Here is an 18,762-nt window from a genome sequence, read left to right as displayed (position 1 = left end):
GACCGGTTCGTACGAGATGAGGCACACTGTCCGTTATGGCGGCCACAGAACTCGGTGCGGCGCTGCGGCACTGGCGTGACCGGGTCTCGCCGGAGGCGGCGGGTCTGCGCGCGGGCTCTCGCCGGCGGGCCGCCGGGCTGCGGCGCGAGGAGCTGTCGCAGCTGGCGGGCATCTCCGTCGACTACCTCACCCGCCTCGAACACGCCGCCTGGACCCAGCTGCTCGCCAACCCCCTCTACACGGCGCTGATGGGCGACTGGCAGGGCGACGACCTCAACGCCGTCTGGCGCACCTTCCTCGGCGCCGGCACCCGCGTCCGCCACACCCCGGGCTCGCTCGGCGCCCTCCGTGCCGCCCAGGTAGCCGATCTGCGCAGAACCGCCGCCCGCTACCCGTCCGACCGCCACCTGCACCACCTCATAGGCCGCCTCCGCGCCGAAAGCCCGGAGTTCGAAACCCTCTGGACGTCCGGCGCGGTGGGCCGCCACGAATCAGCTCGCAAGACCATCGACCACCCGCACGTGGGCGCCATCACGCTGGACTGCGACGTACTGGTGGTGGCCGGCGAGGACCTGCGCATGATGGTCTACACCGCCGAACCAGGAACGGAAGACGCCGACCGCCTCCCCTTGCTGTCCGTCCTCGGCACCCAGGAACTCACCGGCCGGCTGAAGACTGGACCGGGCCGAAGTCACCGCTCGTCGCCTTACGAGCCTCCGCGTACTGCGCCGGATCCGCTTTGATCCTGGCAGAGGCTCGCCAGCCCGCAATGACCTCTTGGCTGGTGGCGTCGACGTCCAGCTCGGCCGCATCCGAGAGAGCCTCGACCATCGGAGGCTGCGGTGACCAGAGGCCGGCTGCCGTTCCTTCTTCGACGTGCCGGCGGTAGGTCACGACCTTGTCGTGGATGATGTCCAGGCTGGCCGTCAGGTCGGCGATCTTCTCCCGTACGGCCCTCTCGTGCTCCTCCAGCAGCGCGAGCCGCTCCGGCTCGTTGCCGGGACCGGAGCGGACCAACTGGGCGAACCTCTTCAAGGTGGCGATGGGCATGCCGGACTCGCGCAGCCGGTTGCACAGCAGCAGCCACTCGACGTCCGCAGGGTCGTAGGCCCGCTGCCCGCCCGCCGTACGCGGGATCGGGCGAAGGAACAGCTCCTCGCGCTCGAAGAACCGCAGCGCGTGTACGCCCAGGCCGGTCGCCTTGGCCACATCGCCGATGGAGAGGTGGCCGATCTTCCTGACCATTCATGCACCGCCATAGCTTGACCTAGATCGCACTCTAGATTTTAACCTCCACCGCATGACCATCACGCAATACAAGATCGGCTCGGGGTTCGGCGCGCACAGCACGGCGGACGACGTCCTGACCGGCATCGACCTGTCCGGCCGGTACGTCCTGATCACCGGCGGCTACTCAGGGCTCGGACTGGCGGCCACGAGCGCGCTGACCCGCGCCGGAGCCCACGTCATCGTGCCCGCTCGCCGCCCCGCCGTCGCAGCACAGGCGCTGCGCGGCATCCCGCGGACGGAGGTCTGGGAGCTCGACCTGGCAACCCCCGGCAGCATCCGGACGTTCAGCGACAAGTTCCTGGAGACCGGCACATCCCTGGACATCGTCCTCACCAACGCGGGCGTCATGGCCCACCCGTACGAGCTCGTCGGCCCAGGCTGGGAAGCCCACCTCGCCGTCAACCACCTCGGCCATTACGCCCTGATCAATCGCCTACGTCCGGCTCTGTCCCAGGGGGCGCGCGTGGTGTCCGTCGCCTCGTCGGGGCACTTCCTGTCGGACATCCGCTGGGACGACCCGCACTTCCGCCGCGGCTACGACCATTGGGTCGCGTACGGGCAGTCCAAGACGGCCAACGCCCTGTTCGCCGTCCACCTCGACACGTTCGATGGCGTGCGCGCCTTCGCGGTGCACCCGGGCAGCATCCTCACCTCGCTGCAACGGCACATCCCCCGCGAGCAGCAGATCGCCCAGGGCTGGATCACCCCGGAGGGCCGTCCGGCCGACGGCTTCAAGACCCCGGAGCAGGGCGCGGCGACCGCCGTGTGGGCGGCCACGTCGCCGCTGCTCGACGCGTACGGCGGCGCGTACTGCCAGGATTGCGACATCGCCGCCCCCGCCACCACCGACGACATGCTGATCGGCGGCGTGAAGCCGTGGGCGATCGACCCCGGCTCCGCCGCCAGGCTCTGGACCCTCTCCGCCGAACTCACCGGCCTCGACACCTTCACGACATAGCAACCAGGAAGCGGCCATCGGGATAGAGGAGGTACCAGCACTTCGGACACGGAGGAACCGATCATGAAGCGACACACCGCCCCATGGCCACGGCCAGAGTGGTGAGTCGGCCTACGGAGCAGCTCGGCGACGCGGAAATCGTCGCCGCCTCTTCGGATGACCCCGAGGCGTTCGGCGAACTGTTCCACCGCCACGCGCCCCGGCTCCACGCCTATATCAAGCGCCGCCTCGGACGTACGCTCGCCGACGACATCGTGGCAGAGACCTTCGCCACCGCGTTCCGGCAGCGGGGGAAATTCGACGGGCGGGCGGAGTTCGCCGCGTGGCTGTGGGGCATCGCCGGCAATCTGATCGCCAAGCATCATCGGCAGGAGACCCGGATGTTCAGGGCGTTCGCCCGAACAGGCGTGGACCCGGCCGAGGACGGCATCGCCGACCTGGTCAGCGACCGCGTCACCGCCACGGCGCAGGGCCCTCATCTGGCGAAGGCCCTCGCCGCGCTGAGCTCCCAGGATCGCAACGCCCTCCTGCTGCTGGCCTGGGGTGAGCTGTCGTACGCCGAGATCGCGGCCGTACTGAATCTGCCCCTCGGCACCGTCAAGGCCAAAATTCACCGGGCCCGGACCAAACTCCGCGCGGCCCTCCTGCGGGAGAACGACCATGGATGAACTCGACGCACTGCGGCGCATGCGGACGGCACTGGCCGAGGAGGAAAGCCCGGAACGGCTCGCCCTGCGGGCGGACTGGCGATCCGTTCGCCGGCCGCGCCGCTTCGGACTTCCTATGGCGATGGCGACGGCCGCCCTGGTCGCGGCAACGTTCGCCGCCGTTTCCGTGACCCCCGGCCGGGACCATTCCGCCGAGCAGACCCCGGAGAACGCCCTGCTGGTGGCCGCCACCAACGTGCAAAAGGGGCCGACCGGCACGTACTGGCACACCACCAGGATCGCCGGGAAGATCCACGCGGTCGGCGAGAACGCGGCGGACCACTACAAGGTCGAGTCGAGAATGCAGTACGACGCCTGGACCGACCTGCGCGGCAGGGGATGCAACGCCGTCAAGGACCTGCCCGCCCGCCCATGGACCGCCCGCGACCAGCAGAAATGGCGGGCCGCAGGAGCCCCGGCGAAGGTGCGGGTCGCTCAGGGTTTCCTGTTCTTCGAAGCCCCTGACAGGAAACCGTCGTGCCGCCAGGTGGCCGAACGCCGCTTCTTCGGCATGACACCACGCCAACTCGCCGCACTGCCGGCCCACCCCGAGCAGTTGCAGAACGTGCTGCTGGACCTGAAAGGCAACTGGGAGGCGTACTCACCGAAAGTCACCAGGCAGCCGATCCGGGCCCTGGAAGGCGAGAAGCGGGTGCGGGCCCTGAGCGACGTGGCCGGCACCCTGCTAGCGGAGGCACCCGCCCCGCCGGCGGTCCGAGCGGCCGCATTCCGCATGCTCGCCACCCTGCCCGGCGTCAGAATCGAGGGCCGGACGACCGACCCGCTGGGCCGTACCGGAGTGGTGGTCTCCTTGCCCTTGGAGACGACCATCCCTCTCGGCCTCTCCACCGCACCCCGGCAACTCGGCACGTACCGCCGCCAGTGGATCATCAACCCCGACAACGGAACCCTGCTCGCCATGCGAGACCTGGTGGCGACGCCACCACACGGCTCCCGCGACCTCCCCCCGGGCGACGACGGCGAACCCCGCCGCCTGACGCCCGAAACCCAACCCGACCGTTTCCACCAGCCTGGCGAGCTGGCGGAGTACGAAACGTACGAGGTCGCCGAATGGACCGACGATGCCACGAGCTGACACCAGGATGCGCGAACTACTGAGGCTTGGATCGGTGGTCAGCCCACACGTCGACCGCCTCTTGAAGATCAAGAGCCGTAGCGCATCAGCCCTACCTTCCAAGTTGGGGCTCAGGCGACGGGACGGAGGCCGTCCATCAGGAGGTCCAGGAGGCGGGCGGCCTTGGCATCGTGTTCGCGCCTGGGCGCCACGGTGAAGATGCCGATGAGGGAGTCGGCGACGTCCTCGGCGGTGACGTCGGAGCGGAGGTCGCCGGCCACGCGCCCCGCGTCGAGGATCGTGGTGATGGCCGCCAGCAGCTCGCCCCGGGTCTGCGCATGGGCGATCTCGCCCGACTCGATCATCGCGACCAGCGTGTCGATCATGCCGTTCTTGGCCGCGATCCAGTCCCCGAACAGGTCCATCCAGCGCCGCATCGCCGCCGCAGGAGGCATGCGGTCGAGCAATTCGTGGGCGCCGGACGTCAGCCGTACGACCTGATCCCGGTAGACCGCGTCGACCAGCGACTCACGGGTCGGGAAGTGCCGGTAGAGCGTGGCGATGCCGACGCCGGCCTCGCGCGCGATCGCCCGCATCGACGGCTCGGCCTCGGCCGACATGAACATGCGGGTCGCCACCGCGAGCAACTGGTCGCGGTTGCGAGCCGCGTCCGCCCGCGGTGCCCGCGTCTCAGCCTCAGTCAAAACGGATCACGCTCCGGTTGTGTTACTGTCATCTCAATAAGCGGAGCATAGTCCGTTTCAACGCGTTCCCTCGTTCCCAAGGAGACAGGTGCACATGCAGGAACAGCAGAAGGGCAGAGCGGTCCAGCTCGACACGTGGGGCGGCTCCGAGGCCCTGGACGTCCGTGAGGTCCCCGTTCCGGAGGTCGGCCCTGGACAGATCCGCGTACGGGTCACCGCGGCCGGCCTGAACCCCATGGACTGGATCATGACCGCCGACGCCGACACCGCCGCCCGGTTCGGCCTGAGCCTGCCGGCCGGGTTCGGTACGGACTACGCCGGAGTGGTCGACCAGGTCGGCGACGGGGTGACCGGCTACGCGCCCGGCGACCGGGTGTTCGGCGGCGCTCTGTCCCGCGCGGTCGCCGACTACGTGGTGATCGACCCGGCCGACGGGAACGCGGCGAACGAGGCCCACCACACCCCGGACGGCATCGACGACCCCACCGCCGCCACCCTCACGATCGCCGGCCGCACGGCCCTGGCCGCCGTCGGCGTGGCCGACCTCGGCCCGGGCGACACCGTGCTCATCGGCGGCGCAGGGGGCGGGGTCGGAGTCTTCGCCGTCCAACTGGCCCGGCTCGCAGGAGCACGCGTCATCGGTACGGGCTCCCCGGCCTCAGCCGACTTCCTCCGTGACCTGGGCGCCGAGCCGGTGGCGTACGGCGACGGCCTGGCCGACCGAGTCCAAGCCCTCGCCCCCGACGGCATCACCGCCGCCCTGGACCTGCACGGAACGGAGACGGTGGAGACCGCCAGAAAACTCGGCGTCCCGGACAACCGCATCTGCACCATCGCCGCCCAGGTAGAGGGCGTACCAGCCGCCAACGGCGCAACCACCACCCCCAGCGACCTGGAGGAGCTGGCCCGCCTGGTCGCGACAGGCAAGATCCGGATGCCCATCGCGGCGACGTTCCCCGTGGCCAAGATCCGCGAGGCGACGGAACTCCAGGCCGCCCGCCACGTACGCGGCAAGATCGTCATCATCCTCTAGATCACCACACCACCCGCGCCCGAGCGCTACCCGACCCGGCTTCGCGATCTTGCTGATGTTCTGCACGCAGCACGGCCGGTTTCCCGCGCGGTCGTTCAGAATCGCCGGACGACGTGGTCGAGCACATGGCCAAGCAGGTCCAGGCAAGCCGGCGGTGGGGTTGGCCGAGAACGTCGCGCACGCCGAGCAGCGGCCCGAGCGGGTCCGGGAGGAATTGCTCAAGCATCCGCGTGACGAGCGGGAGCGGGAGATCACCGACACGCTGGTGGAGCTGCTCATCGCCATCTGATCACGGCGGGAGGTCGCGCCAGCGTTCAGCCGACGCCAGAGCGTCCAGACTGATCCGCTCCAGGAACGCACCGCCCCTGGCCAGGCGGCGTCCCACGGGCGTGTCGAGCCCGAGCGTCTGCCCCGCCGCCTTCGTGATCTCCGCCGCCGCGAGCGTCTGCCGCGCGCTGATCACCGTCGAGTGGTACCAGGCGTCGTCGTCGACCACGTAGATGTCGCGCCGCCGCTGCGGATCACGCTCGCGCCTGATCAGCCCCTGCTGGGTCAGGTAACCCACCGCCATGGAGATCGAGGCCGGACTGACTTTCAGCCCGCGCGACAGCTCGGCCGCAGTGAGCCTGCCGTCCTCGCTCAGCCACAGGCCGATGAGCACGCGCGCCACCATTTTCGGCAGACCCATCCCGACCGCCATCTCGACCGCTCCCTCTTCCACCTCCAAGACCGTGCGGTCCTGGGGCTCGGGGGAACGGGCCGGGGTGCCGCGCCGTGCCCGCCGCGCCGCCGCGTGGTGCGCCCGCTCGGGGCGGTAGTCGCTGGGACCGCCGTTGCGGCCGACCTCACGGCTGATGGTCGACGTTGGCCGGTCCAGCCGCCTGGCGATCTCGGCGTACGAACGTCCTTCGGCGAGGCCGGCCGCGATGCGTTGGCGGTCCTGCCGGGTCAACCTTCCTTCTGGCATTCCGCCAGTATTGCGTTCGGCACCACACAATGCAACGCGTCGTTGCATTCAGCATCAGCGTCAACGCATCAATTTTCCGGCGCTAACCTGCAGTAGTACGCATCGGCTGATTGACGGAATTTCTGAACGCAACGTAGCTTTCAATCATGTCAAACGCGGACTATCGCGTGGAGCCGGTCACTTTGTCCCTGGACCGCGCACCCGCCTGCCCCTTCGATCCCGCCCCTTCGCTCACCGCCCTGCGCGCAGAGCAACCGATCGCCCGCCTGGCCGCGCCCGAGGGCGCCCCCGGCGTCTGGATGATCACCGGATACGAGCTGATCCGCCAGATCCTCGCCGACCCGCGCTTCAGCTCCCGCTACGAAACCCACTACCACCCCCTGGCGGGCGGCCACCTGCCGCCCGCCCCCGCCGGCGACCTGACCGGCATGGACGCTCCGGAGCACACCCGCTTCCGCAAGCTGCTGGCGGGCAAGTTCACCGTCCGCAGGATGAACCTGCTCACCGAGCGGGTCATCGAGATCACACGGGAACGGCTCGACGCGATGGAACGGCAGGGCCCGCCCGCCGACCTCGTCGAGGTCTTCGCACAGCCGGTTCCAGCGCTGATGATCTGCGAGCTGCTCGGCGTCCCGTACGAGGACCACGACCGGTTCCAGAGCTCCACCCGGACCTTGTCGGACGCCGCGACCGCTGAGGCGCAGTACGCCGCCTTCGTCGAGCTCGGCACCTACCTGCGGGAGCTCGCGCTCGCCAAGCGGGCCAAGCCGACCGACGACCTGCTCAGCGACCTGGCCACCGGCGGCAACCTGACCGACGATGAGCTCGGCGGCGTGGCCGCCTTCCTGCTCGGCGCCGGGCTCGACACCACCGCCAACATGCTCGCGCTCGGCACCTTCGCCCTGCTGCGCGACCCCGCCCAGCTCAACGCCCTGCGCGGCGACCCCGACCTGGCCGCCGGCGCCGTGGAGGAGCTGCTGCGTTACCTGTCCGTCGCCGCCACCGGCATGCGCGGCGTACTGGAGGACGTGAAACTCGGCGGCAGGCAGCTCAAGGCGGGCGACACGGTCATCCTCGCGATCAACGCCGCCAACAGGGACCCGGCCAGGTTCCCCGACCCCGACAGGCTCGATCTGCGCCGCTCGGCCGCCGGGCATCTGGCCTTCGGCCACGGCGTCCATCAGTGCCTCGGCCAGCAGCTTGCCCGCATCGAGATGCGGGTCGCGTTCCCCGCGCTGCTCACCCGCTTCCCGACGCTGCGGCTGGCCGTACCGGCTGAAGAGCTTTCGCTGCGCACCGACCCCTCGCAGGTGTACGGCGTGCACAGCCTGCCCGTCACTTGGGATCGGGGGTGAACGCGATGCGGGCCTTCGTCTCGGTGACAGGGCTGCGTAAGTCCTACGGCGCCCACCGCGTCCTGGATGGCATCGACCTGTCCATCCCGCAGGGCACCGTCTTCTCGCTGCTCGGCCCGAACGGCGCGGGCAAGACCACCACGGTCCAGATCCTGTCCACCCTGGTCAAGGCCGACGCGGGCGAGATCCGGGTCGCCGGGCACGACCTCGCCACAGAACCCGACAAGGTGCGCGCGGCGATCGGTGTCACCGGCCAGTTCTCCGCTGTCGACAGCTTCCTCACCGGCGAGGAGAACCTGCGCCTTATGGCCGACCTGCTCCACCTCGGCCGCGCCCGCGGACGCGAGCGCGCCCGCCAACTGCTGGAACGCTTCGACCTCACCGACGCCGCGCGCAAGCCCGCGGCCACCTACTCCGGCGGCATGCGCCGCCGGCTCGACCTCGCCATGACCCTCGTCGGCACTCCCAAGCTCATCTTCCTCGACGAGCCGACCACCGGCCTGGACCCGCGCAGCCGCCGCACCATGTGGCAGATCGTCCGCGACCTCGTCCAGCAGGACGGCGTGAGCATCTTCCTGACCACCCAATACCTGGACGAGGCCGACGAACTCGCCGACCGCATCGCCCTGCTCAGCCAGGGCCGGCTGGTGGCCGAGGGCACCCCTGCGGAACTCAAGCGCATGGTCCCCGGCGGACACGTCGTCGTACGCTTCGCCGACCCCGACGGTTACCTCAGGGCGGCCTCCCACCTGAGGGCCACCTCGCGCGACGAGGAGTCCCTCACGCTGCAGATCCCCGACACCGGCGTCAGCACACTGCGCGAACTCCTGGAATGGCTCGACGCACAGGCCATCGACGTCGCTGAACTGTCGGTGCACACACCCGACCTAGACGACGTCTTCCTTGCCCTGACCGAGGAGTCCTCCCGATGAGAGCGATCACCGACTCGGCGACGATGCTGCGCCGCCAGATCAGGCACCTCTGGCGTTACCCCACACTGATCCTCACCTACGCGGGCGTCCCGGTGGTGCTCCTGCTGCTGTTCGTCTATGTCCTCGGCGGCATCATGGGCGCCGGGATCGGCGGTGACCGTGCCGCCTACGCCGCTTACATCACCCCCGGCATCATGATCATGACGATCGCGAGCGCCGCGCAGGGGACAGCGATCTCGGTGGCCCTGGACATGACCGAGGGCATCATCGCCAGGTTCAAGACCATGGCCATCGCCCGTGTCTCCGTCCTCACCGGGCACGTGCTCGGCGCGCTGATCCAGAACTTCATCGCGATCACTGCGGTGACGCTGACGGCCCTGCTGATCGGCTTCCGCCCCGCCGCGTCCGCGCTGGACTGGCTCGGGGTGATCGGCGTGCTGGCGATGTTCACCTTCGCCATCACCTGGCTGTCAGCCGCGCTGGGCATGGTCACCAAGAACGTGGCCACGGCCAGCAACCTGCCGATGCCGCTGATGCTGCTGCCATTCCTGGGCAGCGGCGTAGTCCCGCCGGAGTCGATGCCGGGCCCGCTGCGCTGGTTCGCCGAGCACCAGCCGTTCACGCCGGTCATCGAAACCCTGCGCGCGCTGCTGGCCGGGCAGCCCGCGGGATCCAGCTTCGCGGCGGCGGCACTCTGGAGCGCGGTCATCGCGCTGGGCGGGTACCTGTGGGCCCGTAGGCTCTACAACCGGTGAGGAGCCGTTGGGAACACGGCTCCGGTGAAAAGCTAGTAGAGGGCGTAGCGGTACTGGGCGCCGATGTCGTCGCCCTGGCGACGCCCGACAATTAAGCGTCTCTACATAATCAGTCTAAGAAGATCAAATTTGTATTGAAAGGTGGTAATGCCTGAAACTGGACTACATGCCTGACTCCCGGCGTGGCATCTTCTACGGGATCGCCGCCTACACCATGTGGGGCCTGTTCCCCCTCTACTGGCCGCTGCTCAAGCCCTCCGGCGCCATCGAGATCCTCGCCCACCGCATGGTGTGGTCGCTGGTCGTGGTGGCCGTGGCGCTGGCCGTACGCCGGCACTGGTCGTGGGTGAAACAGCTGTTCAGGCAGCCCGCCAAGCTGGGACTGCTGACGCTGGCCGCGATCTTCGTGACCGTCAACTGGGGCACCTACATCTACGCGGTCAACAGCGGCCATGTCGTCGAAAGCGCCCTCGGCTACTTCATCAACCCGCTGGTCAACGTGCTGTTCGGGGTCGCGCTGCTGCGCGAGCGGCTGCGTCCGCTGCAGTGGGCGGCGGTCGGGTCCGGTGCGCTGGCGGTGCTGGTGCTGACGCTCGACTACGGGCGGCTGCCGTGGGTGGCGCTGACGCTGGCGTTCAGCTTCGGCATCTACGGCCTGGTCAAGAAGCGGGCCAACGTCGAGGCCACCGAGAGCCTGGCCATCGAGACGCTGGTGCTGCTCCTGCCGGCGATCGGCTACCTGGCCTGGCTGCAGACGACGGGGACGGCCACGTTCGGCCAGGAGGGCGCGGGGCACGCGCTGCTGCTGGTCGCGGGCGGCCTCATCACGGCGGTGCCGCTCATCTGCTTCGGCGCGGCGGCGATCAGGGTGCCGCTGAGCACGATCGGGCTGCTGCAGTACATCGCGCCGATCCTGCAGTTCGCCTGCGGCGTGCTCATCGCCAAGGAGACGATGCCGCCCAGCCGCTGGATCGGCTTCTCGATCGTCTGGCTGGCGCTGGCGCTCTTCTCGTACGACAGCCTCCGGGCGGCACGTCGAACCGCCCGGAGCCGCGTCGCGGCGCTCAGGGCTCAGCCGGAGCGCTCGACCACGTAGTCGCAGAGCGCGAGGAACGCGTCCTTGGCCGGGATGTCGGGCAAGCCCGAGATGTCGGCACGGGCGCGGTCCACCCAGGCCACCAGCTCCGCCCGCGCCCGCTCCATGCCGGGGTGGGCGCGGAGCAGGGTCAGGGCCTCCTCCAGGTCCTCGTCGGCGACCGGGCCGGACAGCAGGGCCGTCAGGCGGGGGTGATCGCCGGCGGCGAGCGCGTACAGGACGGGGAGGGTCTTGACGCCCTCCTTGAGGTCCGTGCCGGGCGTCTTGCCCGACTGCGCGCCCGAGGAGGCCACGTCGAGCAGGTCGTCGCCGAGCTGCCAGGCCACGCCGATGGCCTCGCAGGCGCGGCTGAGCCGCTCCTCCACGTCGGCCGGGGCGCCCGACAGCAGCGCGCCGAAGCGGCCCGAGGCCGCGATCAGCGAGCCGGTCTTGTCGGACAGGACGCTCAGGTAGTGGGCGATCGGGTCCTCGTCGGCGCGCGGCCCGATCGTCTCCCTGATCTGGCCCTGCACGAGCCGCGAGAACGTCTGCGCCTGGATGCGGATCAGCTCGGGACCGAGGTCGGCGAGCAGGTCCGAGGCCTGGGCGAACAGGTAGTCGCCGGTGAGGATCGCCACGGTGTTGTCCCACCGGGCGTTGGCGGACGGGGAGCCCCGGCGCACCGGGGCCTCGTCCATGACGTCGTCGTGGTAGAGCGAGCCGAGGTGGGTCAGCTCGATGACCACGGCGCCGGGCACCACACCCGGCGCCGACGGGTCGCCGAACTGGGCGGCCAGCAGCACCATCAACGTACGGAACCGCTTGCCGCCCGCTTCGATGAGGTGCTTGGACGCCTCCGTGACGAAGGCGTTCTCGCTCTCGACGGACGAGCGCAGGAGCTTCTCGACCGCGGCCAGTCCGTTGGCCACGTCCTGCGCCAACCGCTCGTCCTCGATGGGAAGGTCAACCACGGGAGGCGCGGACATACGAGATCCCCTTATCTGATGAACAGGCTGCTAGCAGCGTCGTTGGCAACACCGAGCACGGACTCCGGATAGAGCCCCACCCCTACCGTAACCAGCAGCGAAACGGCGATGACGGCCACGGTCCCCATACTGGGCACCGCGATCGCCGGGCCGTCGGCGGCCGGCTCGCTGAAGAACATCAGCACGATGACGCGGACGTAGAAGAACGCGGCGACCGCGGAGGCGATCACGCCGACGACCACCAGGCCGGCCATCCAGCCGCCCATGGAGTCGCCGGGCTGCGTGCCGCTGTTCAGCGCGGCGGCGAAGACGGCGTACTTGCCGAAGAAGCCGCTCGTCAGCGGGATGCCGGCGAAGGCGAGCAGGAAGAAGGCGAACACGCCCGACAGGACCGGCGCCCGCTTGCCGAGACCGGCCCAGCGGGACAGGTGCCCCGCCTCGCCGCCCGGGTCGCGGACGAGGGTCAGCACGGCGAACGCGCCGACCGTGGTGATGCCGTAGACCGCGAGGTAGAACAGGATCGCCTTGAGCGAGTCGGCGTTCTGCCGCGCGTCGCCGAACGTGGCCATCACACCGACCAGCAGGAAGCCGGCGTGCGCGATGGACGAGTACGCCAGCATGCGCTTGATCTCGGTCTGCGTGATCGCCAGGATCGAGCCGACGATCATCGTGAGCGCCGCGACGCCCCAGATGACCGGCCGCCACTCCCAGTCGAGGTTGCCCAGGCCGACCCAGAAGACCCGCAGCACGGCCCCGACGGCCGCGACGAGGGTGCCGGAGGCCATGAGGGCGGTGATGGGCGTCGGGGCGCCCTGGTAGACGTCCGGCTTCCAGGCCTGGAACGGCGCCGCACCGATCTTGAACAGCAGGCCCACGCCGAGCAGCGCGAACCCGATGAGCAGCAGCGGGTCGAGCGAGTTGCCCGCGGCCATGGCCTGGTTGATGCCCGGCAGCGAGACGGTGCCCGCGAAGCCGTAGATCATCGCGGTGCCGTACAGGAAGAAGGCCGAGGAGAACGCGCCCAGCAGGAAGTACTTCATGGACGCCTCCTGCGAGAGGAGGCGGCGCCTGCGGGCCAGGCCGCACAGCAGGTAGAGCGGCAGCGACATGACCTCGAGGGCCACGAACATCATCAGCAGGTCGTGCGAGGCGGGGAACAGCAGCATGCCGCCCACCGCGAACAGGACCAGCGGGTAGACCTCGGTGTGGCCGGTGCCGTTGTCGTGGGCCTCGGCCTCCTCCTCGTCGGCGCTGCCCGGCACGGCCGCGGCGGAGGCCACGAAGTGACCCTCGTCGTTGATGAGCAGCACGCAGACGAACGACAGGACGAGGATGACGCCCCAGATGAACAGCGACGGCCCGTCCACGGCGAGCGCGCCCATGGCGGCCGGCGTGTCGGACACCTGGCCGCGCAGCGTCTGCACCAGCACCAGCGCGAACGCGCCGGCCAGGCTCAGCAGCGTGAGCGGCACATGGATGGACTTGCGCAGGTAACGCGGCGCGAAAGCCTCGACGAGCACGCCGATGCAGGCCGCGCCGAAGACGACCAGCAGCGGCGCCAGCGTGCCGTACTCGATCGTCGGCGCTTCGATGGCGGGGTTCACTGGCCTGTCCCCTTCTCAGCGACGGTGGAGGTGGGTACCTTCACGTTGGTCAGCGTCTGTTGCACTGACGGGTTGATCACGTCAAGCAGCGGCTTGGGGAAGAAGCCGAACCCGATGATCAGGGCGACCAGCGGAGCCAGCACCCAGACCTCGCGGGCGTTCAGGTCCTTGAACGCCTTGACCGGCTCGGCCGTCGGCCCGTTCATGGTCCGCTGGACCATCCACAGGATGTAGACGGCCGCGAGGATCACCGCGACCGCGGAGACGATCGCCGCCACCGTCAGCGCGCCGGACCCGTGGGCCTGGCTGGAGTACGTGCCGATCATGACCATGAACTCGCTGACGAAGGACGACAGGCCCGGCAGCGAGAGACCGGCCAGACCGGCGATCAGGAAGAAGCCCGCGAGCAGCGGGGCGACCTTCTGCACGCCTCCGTAGTCCCCGATGAACGGCGAGCCGCGCCGCGCGATGAGGAACCCGGCCGCGAGGAACAGCGCGCCCGTGGCGAAGCCGTGGTTGACCATGTAGAGCGCCGCACCGGACTGGGCGACGTCCGACATGGCGAACACCCCGAGCACGATGAACCCGAAGTGCGAGATCGACGTGTACGCGATGAGCCGCTTCATGTCGGTCTGGCCGATGGCGACGATGGCGCCGTAGATGATGCTGATGACCGCCAGCACGACGATCGGCATCGTGAACGCCTTGGCCGCGTCGGGGAACAGCTCCAGGCAGAAGCGCAGCATCCCGAACGTGCCGACCTTGTCCAGCACGCCCACCAGCAGCACCGCGGCGCCGGCCGGAGCCTGCGCGGCCGCGTCGGGCAGCCAGGTGTGCACCGGCCAGAGCGGCGCCTTGATGGCGAAGGCGATGAAGAAGCCGCCGAACAGCCACTTCTGCATGGCAGGGTCCTGGATGGCCCCGACGAGCTCGGGGAACATGAAGGACTGCTTGCCGGCGACGACATAAAGGCCGATGACCGCGACCAGCATGAGCAGGCCGCCGAAGAGCGAGTACAGCAGGAACTTCACGGCCGCGTAGGACCGCTGGGCGCCGCCGTACGACCCGATCATGAAGTACATCGGGATCAGCATGGCTTCGAAGAAGACGTAGAACAGGAAGATGTCGGTCGCCGCGAAGACGCCGATCATCATCGTCTCCAGCACCAGCAGCAGGGAGAAGTACGTCTTCACCGAGCGCTTGGGCGCGACCACCGTGCCGTCGGCGGTCTTCACGCCGTCGGCGTCGTGCCAGGAGGCCAGCACCACGATCGGCACCAGCACCACCGACAGCGCGATGAGCACGAGCGCGACGCCGTCCACGCCGACCCCGAACTTCACGCCGAAGCTCGGGATCCAGTCGTAGGCGGCCGTGAACTGGAAGCGGTCGCCGTCGGGGTCGAACCCGGCGGCCATGACGCCGGTCAGGACCAGCGTCGCCAGCGAGAACAGCAGGGTGACCTGCTTGGCCAGCTTGTCACTGCCCTTGGGAAGCAGGGCCACCACGACGGCGCCCACCACGGGCACCGCCATGAGTATCGGAAGCCAGGGTGACATCAGATGTTCCCAACGAGGAGCAGGGCGCCGGTCAGCAGGGCGGCACCGATCAGGATGGACAGCGCGTACGTTCTGGCGAAGCCCGTCTGGATCCGCCGAAGGCGCCCGGAGCTGCCGCCGATGCCCGCCGCCAGGCCGTTGACGATCCCGTCGATGCCGCGGTTGTCGAAGAACACCGCGAGGCGGGTCAGCCACTGGCCGGGCCGCATGAAGAGCGACTCGTTGAGCGCGTCACCGTACAGGTCGCGCCGGGCGAACGTGGTGAGGAAGTTGCCGCGCGGCTGCACCGACGGCACCTCGACCCGGCCGTAACGCATCCAGGCGAACACGACGCCGACCGCGACGAGCACGAGCGTGGCGAGGCCCGGCGTGCTGAACGGGTCGAAGTGCGGCACCGAGTCGACGCTGCCGCCGACCGCCGGGATGAGGAACGTGTAGAGCGTCCCGCCGAGCACCAGGTAGGCGCCGAGGCCCAGCGCGCCGAGCGAGAGGATCATCAGCGGCACCGTCATCACGAGCGGCGACTCGTGCGGGTGCGCCTCCTTGTCCCAGCGCTTCTCGCCGAAGAAGGTCATGAAGACCATCCGCGACATGTAGAAGCCGGTGATGCCGGCGCCGAGCACGGCCAGCCAGCCGAGGATCGGCTGGTGGTGCACCGCGGTCTCGATGATGCCGTCCTTGGTGAAGTAGCCGGACAGCAGCGGGAAACCGATGATCGCCAGGTAGCCGATGAAGAACGTGACGAACGTGATCGGCATGACCTTGCGCAGCGCGCCGTACTTCCTCATGTCGACCTCGTCGTTCATGCCGTGCATGACCGAGCCGGCGCCGAGGAACATGTCGGCCTTGAAGAAGCCGTGCGTGATCAGGTGGCCGATCGCGAAGGCGTAGCCCGCGGGGCCGAGGCCCGCGCCGAGCATCATGTAGCCGATCTGCGACATCGTCGAGCCGGCCAGGCCCTTCTTGATGTCGTCCTTCGCGCAACCGATGATCGCACCGGCGAGCAGCGTGACCGCGCCGACGATGGCGGCGGCGAGCGCGGCGCCCGAGCCCTCGGGGAAGAAGAACGCCCCCGAGCGGACCACCAGGTAGACGCCGGCGGTGACCATGGTCGCGGCGTGGATGAGGGCCGAGACCGGGGTCGGGCCCTCCATGGCGTCGAGCAACCAGGACTGCAGCGGCAGCTGCGCGGACTTACCGCAGGCGCCGAGGAGCAGCAGCAGGCCGATGGCGAGCATCGTGCCGTTGGTCTGGCCGGGCTGGATCCGCTCGCCCAGTTCCTGGAAGGTCAGGGTGCCGAACGTGGTCCAGATGACGAACATGCCGACCAGCAGGCCGAAGTCACCGACGCGGTTGACGACGAACGCCTTCTTCGCCGCGGTCGCCGCGGACGGCTTGAACTGCCAGAACCCGATCAGCAGGTACGACGCCAGACCGACGCCCTCCCAGCCGATGAACAGCCCGACGTAGTTGTCGGCCAGCACCAGCAGCAGCATCGCGGCCACGAACAGGTTCAGGTAGGAGAAGAACCTGCGCCGGTGCTCGTCGTGCGCCATGTAGCCGATCGAGTAGATGTGGATCAGCGAGCCCACACCGGTGATCAGCAGCGCGAAGCTGATGGACAGGGGGTCGATGAGCAGCCCCATGTCGACCATGCCGGGGATGAACTCGTACAGGTGCACCGCCCGGCGGCGCTCCTCCGCCCCGAACCCGATCAGCTCGAAGAACGCCAGCACCGCCACGACGAACGAGGCGAGGGACATGGCCACGCCCAGCAGATGGCCCCAACGGTCGGTGAACCGGTTGAACACCAGCAGGATGAACGCGCCCACGAGCGGGAACGCGATCATCAGCCAGGCGTTGCCGATCACTCCACCGGTGTGCTGGACGATCTCAGCGAGTTGAGATTCCACCAGTCACCTCTTAGTACTTCAGCAGGTTGGCGTCGTCGACGGACGCGGACCTGCGGGTTCGGAAGATCGTCACGATGATGGCCAGGCCGACGACGACCTCGGCCGCGGCCACCACCATCACGAAGAACGCGATGATCTGGCCCTCCAGGTTGCCCACCTGCCGGGCGAACGTCACGAACGCGAGGTTGCAGGCGTTGAGCATGAGCTCGACGCACATGAACACCACGATGGCGTTGCGCCTGATCAGCACGCCCATGGCGCCGATCGCGAACAGCAGGCCGGACAGGACGAGGTAGTGGGTCGTCACTTGGTCACCTCATTGCTCTCGGCGTCCTGCTCGGCCTCGGTCGGCGCCGTGCCCTCCTCGGCCGTGTGCTTGATCGCCTCGGCCAGCTTGGGGTTGTCCGGCAGGCGGTCGTGCTCCACGTCGTAGCGGGCGATGTAGCGGTTGACCGAGGACTCGGCCACCGACCCGTCGGGCAGCAGCGCCGGCATGTCGATGGCGTTGTTCCTGGCGTAGGTGCCGGGGCCGGGCAGCGGCGACGGGCGGTCGCCCTGGAAGCGGGCCCGGGACAGGTCCTTCTGCGTCGCCTTCTGGGTGACCCGCTCGCGGTGCGCCAGCACCATCGCGCCCAGCGCGGCGGTGATCAGCAGCGCGGAGGTGATCTCGAACGGGAACACGTACTTGGTGAAGAGCTGCAGCGCGATCGAGCGGATGTAGCCGCCCTGCTGGGTGGCCGCCGCGAGCCCGGCCTCGGGCGCGAAGATCGCGTTGCCCACGGCCAGGAAGATCAGCACCGAGAAGCCGACGGCGGCGATGATCGCCCAGAAGCGCTGGCCCTTCAGCGTCTCGACGAACGAGTCGGACGAGTCCACGCCGACGAGCATGAGCGTGAACAGGAACAGCATCATGATCGCGCCGGTGTAGACGATGATCTGCACCGCGGCCAGGAACGGCGCGTCCTGCACGGCGTACAGGACGGCCAGGCAGAGCATGACGGTGCCGAGCATCAGCGCGGAGTACACGGCCTTGCGGTTGAAGACCATGCCGAGTGCGGCGCCGACGGAGACGACGGCCAGCACCCAGAAAGTGATGGTCTCACCCATTGGTCCGCCCTAGCCGGTAGTAGTCCTCTTCGGTCTCACCGAGCCGCATGGGGTGCGGCGGCTGTTCCATGCCCTGCGTGAGGGGCGCGAGCAGCATCTCCTTGGTGTAGATGAGGCTCTCGCGGCTGGAGTCGGCGAGCTCGTACTCGTTGGTCATGGTGAGCGCTCGCGTCGGGCACGCCTCGATGCACAGGCCGCACAGGATGCACCGCAGATAGTTGATCTGGTACGTGCGTCCGTAACGCTCACCCGGCGAGTAGCGCTCGTCCTCGGTGTTGTCCGCGCCTTCGACGTAGATGGCGTCGGCCGGACACGCCCAGGCGCACAGCTCGCACCCGACGCATTTCTCCAGCCCGTCAGGCCAGCGGTTGAGCTGGTGACGCCCGTGGAAGCGAGGAGCCGTCGGCTTCTTCTCCTCCGGGTAGTTCGTCGTGACGGGCTTCTTGAACATCGTGTGGAAGGTGACCCCGAAGCCTTTGACGGGGTTCAGCCAGTCAGTTAGTCCCACTGGGAATCTCCTTGTGCTGCACCCCGTGGTAGTGCGGCAGGTCGAGCGGCGGCACAGGGAAGCCACCGGCCGTCGGCTCCTCGGACAGTTCCTCGAACTCGGCCTCCACCTGCGCCTTCTTCGCCTCCTTGCGCCGCTGGTTGACGGTGTCGAACCGCATCCAGATGGCCAGCGCGCCGACCACGATGACGGCGCCGAGTGCGATGCCGACCGTGCGGCTCTCCTCGTACACCACGA

20 protein-coding genes and 1 pseudogene are annotated in these 18,762 nt (G+C 69.0%); 10 read left to right on the top strand and 11 right to left on the bottom strand.

Features of this window, described 5'->3' with window-relative positions; genetic code table 11:
• Positions 1 to 35 precede the first annotated feature (35 nt).
• Positions 36 to 743, top strand: a complete 708-nt coding sequence (locus ABZW11_RS21525) for a hypothetical protein (protein ID WP_355419644.1) — start codon at positions 36 to 38, stop codon at positions 741 to 743.
• Here the strand turns inward: ABZW11_RS21525 and ABZW11_RS21520 are convergent.
• Positions 658 to 1,245, bottom strand: coding sequence for a MerR family transcriptional regulator (locus ABZW11_RS21520; protein WP_355419642.1), 588 nt, complete (start codon positions 1,243 to 1,245; stop codon positions 658 to 660). The genes ABZW11_RS21525 and ABZW11_RS21520 overlap by 86 nt on opposite strands.
• A gap of 55 nt (positions 1,246 to 1,300) precedes the next feature.
• Between ABZW11_RS21520 and ABZW11_RS21515 the strand changes: the two genes are divergently transcribed.
• The 3 genes from ABZW11_RS21515 (at position 1,301) to ABZW11_RS21505 (ending at position 4,051) form a co-directional block, all read left to right on the top strand.
• Positions 1,301 to 2,248 carry an oxidoreductase gene (locus ABZW11_RS21515; RefSeq protein ID WP_355419640.1) on the top strand — a complete coding sequence of 316 codons (948 nt, stop codon included), beginning with the start codon at positions 1,301 to 1,303 and terminating at the stop codon, positions 2,246 to 2,248.
• A 101-nt stretch (positions 2,249 to 2,349) separates the two neighbouring features.
• Positions 2,350 to 2,916 (top strand): RNA polymerase sigma factor, encoded by a 567-nt coding sequence (locus ABZW11_RS21510; RefSeq protein ID WP_355419638.1) that lies wholly within the window; start codon positions 2,350 to 2,352, stop codon positions 2,914 to 2,916.
• Entirely contained in the window at positions 2,909 to 4,051 is a 1,143-nt protein-coding gene (locus ABZW11_RS21505; RefSeq protein WP_355419636.1) for a CU044_5270 family protein, read from the top strand. The genes ABZW11_RS21510 and ABZW11_RS21505 overlap by 8 nt, the downstream gene beginning before the upstream one ends.
• A 110-nt stretch (positions 4,052 to 4,161) precedes the next feature.
• On the opposite strand, the gene ABZW11_RS21500 is transcribed toward ABZW11_RS21505, so the two are convergent.
• Complete coding sequence (locus ABZW11_RS21500; protein ID WP_355419634.1) at positions 4,162 to 4,734, bottom strand: helix-turn-helix domain-containing protein; 573 nt, start codon at positions 4,732 to 4,734, stop codon at positions 4,162 to 4,164.
• 94 nt (positions 4,735 to 4,828) lie between these two features.
• On the opposite strand from ABZW11_RS21500, the gene ABZW11_RS21495 reads away from it, so the two are divergent.
• Together ABZW11_RS21495 and ABZW11_RS21490 are read left to right on the top strand one after the other, a co-directional pair.
• Positions 4,829 to 5,767: an NADP-dependent oxidoreductase gene (locus ABZW11_RS21495; protein WP_355419633.1), complete on the top strand. Its 939-nt coding sequence runs from the start codon at positions 4,829 to 4,831 to the stop codon at positions 5,765 to 5,767.
• Positions 5,768 to 5,921: 154 nt separating this feature from the next.
• Positions 5,922 to 6,056, top strand: a complete 135-nt coding sequence (locus ABZW11_RS21490; RefSeq protein ID WP_355419631.1) for a hypothetical protein — start codon at positions 5,922 to 5,924, stop codon at positions 6,054 to 6,056.
• On the opposite strand, the gene ABZW11_RS21485 is transcribed toward ABZW11_RS21490, so the two are convergent.
• On the bottom strand, positions 6,057 to 6,719 hold the full coding sequence (locus tag ABZW11_RS21485) for a helix-turn-helix domain-containing protein (RefSeq protein ID WP_355419629.1): 663 nt from the start codon (positions 6,717 to 6,719) through the stop codon (positions 6,057 to 6,059).
• 161 nt (positions 6,720 to 6,880) lie between these two features.
• Here ABZW11_RS21485 and ABZW11_RS21480 point away from each other — a divergent pair, with 161 nt between their 5' ends.
• The 4 genes from ABZW11_RS21480 to rarD all read left to right on the top strand — a co-directional run bounded on the left by ABZW11_RS21480 (position 6,881) and on the right by rarD (position 10,872).
• Positions 6,881 to 8,089 carry a cytochrome P450 gene (locus ABZW11_RS21480; RefSeq protein WP_355419627.1) on the top strand — a complete coding sequence of 403 codons (1,209 nt, stop codon included), beginning with the start codon at positions 6,881 to 6,883 and terminating at the stop codon, positions 8,087 to 8,089.
• Positions 8,090 to 8,094: 5 nt separating this feature from the next.
• A complete protein-coding gene (locus ABZW11_RS21475; RefSeq protein ID WP_355419625.1) occupies positions 8,095 to 9,021 on the top strand; it encodes an ATP-binding cassette domain-containing protein in 927 nt (308 codons plus the stop codon).
• Positions 9,018 to 9,776 (top strand): ABC transporter permease, encoded by a 759-nt coding sequence (locus tag ABZW11_RS21470; protein WP_355419623.1) that lies wholly within the window; start codon positions 9,018 to 9,020, stop codon positions 9,774 to 9,776. Before ABZW11_RS21475 ends, ABZW11_RS21470 begins: the two co-directional genes overlap by 4 nt.
• A gap of 166 nt (positions 9,777 to 9,942) precedes the next feature.
• Positions 9,943 to 10,872, top strand: coding sequence for an EamA family transporter RarD (gene rarD, locus ABZW11_RS21465; RefSeq protein ID WP_355419621.1), 930 nt, complete (start codon positions 9,943 to 9,945; stop codon positions 10,870 to 10,872).
• Here rarD and ABZW11_RS21460 read toward each other — a convergent pair.
• The 8 genes and pseudogenes from ABZW11_RS21460 to ABZW11_RS21425 form a co-directional block, all read right to left on the bottom strand.
• Positions 10,848 to 11,837, bottom strand: a complete 990-nt coding sequence (locus tag ABZW11_RS21460) for a polyprenyl synthetase family protein (RefSeq protein WP_355419619.1) — start codon at positions 11,835 to 11,837, stop codon at positions 10,848 to 10,850. The two genes, rarD and ABZW11_RS21460, sit on opposite strands and share 25 nt — an antisense overlap.
• A gap of 11 nt (positions 11,838 to 11,848) precedes the next feature.
• A complete protein-coding gene (gene nuoN, locus ABZW11_RS21455) occupies positions 11,849 to 13,441 on the bottom strand; it encodes an NADH-quinone oxidoreductase subunit NuoN (protein WP_355419617.1) in 1,593 nt (530 codons plus the stop codon).
• On the bottom strand, positions 13,438 to 14,997 hold the full coding sequence (locus ABZW11_RS21450; protein WP_355419615.1) for an NADH-quinone oxidoreductase subunit M: 1,560 nt from the start codon (positions 14,995 to 14,997) through the stop codon (positions 13,438 to 13,440). The genes nuoN and ABZW11_RS21450 overlap by 4 nt, the downstream gene beginning before the upstream one ends.
• Positions 14,997 to 16,847 (bottom strand): NADH-quinone oxidoreductase subunit L, encoded by a 1,851-nt coding sequence (nuoL, locus tag ABZW11_RS21445; protein ID WP_355419880.1) that lies wholly within the window; start codon positions 16,845 to 16,847, stop codon positions 14,997 to 14,999. Before nuoL ends, ABZW11_RS21450 begins: the two co-directional genes overlap by 1 nt.
• Before the next feature lie 73 nt (positions 16,848 to 16,920).
• Positions 16,921 to 17,217 (bottom strand): NADH-quinone oxidoreductase subunit NuoK, encoded by a 297-nt coding sequence (gene nuoK / locus ABZW11_RS21440; RefSeq protein WP_106246199.1) that lies wholly within the window; start codon positions 17,215 to 17,217, stop codon positions 16,921 to 16,923.
• Complete coding sequence (locus ABZW11_RS21435) at positions 17,214 to 18,017, bottom strand: NADH-quinone oxidoreductase subunit J (protein ID WP_355419612.1); 804 nt, start codon at positions 18,015 to 18,017, stop codon at positions 17,214 to 17,216. Before ABZW11_RS21435 ends, nuoK begins: the two co-directional genes overlap by 4 nt.
• The gene (nuoI, locus tag ABZW11_RS21430) at positions 18,010 to 18,525 is read right to left on the bottom strand and encodes an NADH-quinone oxidoreductase subunit NuoI (protein ID WP_355419610.1); all 516 of its coding nucleotides are present in this window, start codon (positions 18,523 to 18,525) and stop codon (positions 18,010 to 18,012) included. The genes ABZW11_RS21435 and nuoI overlap by 8 nt, the downstream gene beginning before the upstream one ends.
• Positions 18,512 to 18,762: pseudogene (locus tag ABZW11_RS21425) on the bottom strand (NADH-quinone oxidoreductase subunit H); the annotation flags it as partial. The pseudogene ABZW11_RS21425 and the gene nuoI, both read right to left, overlap by 14 nt.

The organism is Nonomuraea sp. NPDC004580, from assembly GCF_040609855.1.
In the GTDB taxonomy this organism is placed as follows: Bacteria; Actinomycetota; Actinomycetes; order Streptosporangiales; family Streptosporangiaceae; genus Nonomuraea; species Nonomuraea salmonea.
This window is presented reverse-complemented; position numbering and strand designations above follow the sequence as displayed.

Excerpts from the sequence above, each read along its gene's own strand:
- ABZW11_RS21525 (WP_355419644.1), top strand. The coding sequence starts at position 36 with ATGGCGGCCACAGAACTCGGTGCGGCGCTGCGGCACTGGCGTGACCGG.
- ABZW11_RS21520 (WP_355419642.1), bottom strand. The coding sequence starts at position 1,245 with ATGGTCAGGAAGATCGGCCACCTCTCCATCGGCGATGTGGCCAAGGCG.
- ABZW11_RS21515 (WP_355419640.1), top strand. The coding sequence starts at position 1,301 with ATGACCATCACGCAATACAAGATCGGCTCGGGGTTCGGCGCGCACAGC.
- ABZW11_RS21505 (WP_355419636.1), top strand. The coding sequence starts at position 2,909 with ATGGATGAACTCGACGCACTGCGGCGCATGCGGACGGCACTGGCCGAG.
- ABZW11_RS21495 (WP_355419633.1), top strand. The coding sequence starts at position 4,829 with ATGCAGGAACAGCAGAAGGGCAGAGCGGTCCAGCTCGACACGTGGGGC.
- ABZW11_RS21480 (WP_355419627.1), top strand. The coding sequence starts at position 6,881 with ATGTCAAACGCGGACTATCGCGTGGAGCCGGTCACTTTGTCCCTGGAC.
- ABZW11_RS21475 (WP_355419625.1), top strand. The coding sequence starts at position 8,095 with ATGCGGGCCTTCGTCTCGGTGACAGGGCTGCGTAAGTCCTACGGCGCC.
- ABZW11_RS21470 (WP_355419623.1), top strand. The coding sequence starts at position 9,018 with ATGAGAGCGATCACCGACTCGGCGACGATGCTGCGCCGCCAGATCAGG.
- rarD (WP_355419621.1), top strand. The coding sequence starts at position 9,943 with ATGCCTGACTCCCGGCGTGGCATCTTCTACGGGATCGCCGCCTACACC.
- ABZW11_RS21460 (WP_355419619.1), bottom strand. The coding sequence starts at position 11,837 with ATGTCCGCGCCTCCCGTGGTTGACCTTCCCATCGAGGACGAGCGGTTG.
- ABZW11_RS21450 (WP_355419615.1), bottom strand. The coding sequence starts at position 14,997 with ATGTCACCCTGGCTTCCGATACTCATGGCGGTGCCCGTGGTGGGCGCC.
- nuoL (WP_355419880.1), bottom strand. The coding sequence starts at position 16,847 with ATGATCGCGTTCCCGCTCGTGGGCGCGTTCATCCTGCTGGTGTTCAAC.
- ABZW11_RS21435 (WP_355419612.1), bottom strand. The coding sequence starts at position 18,017 with ATGGGTGAGACCATCACTTTCTGGGTGCTGGCCGTCGTCTCCGTCGGC.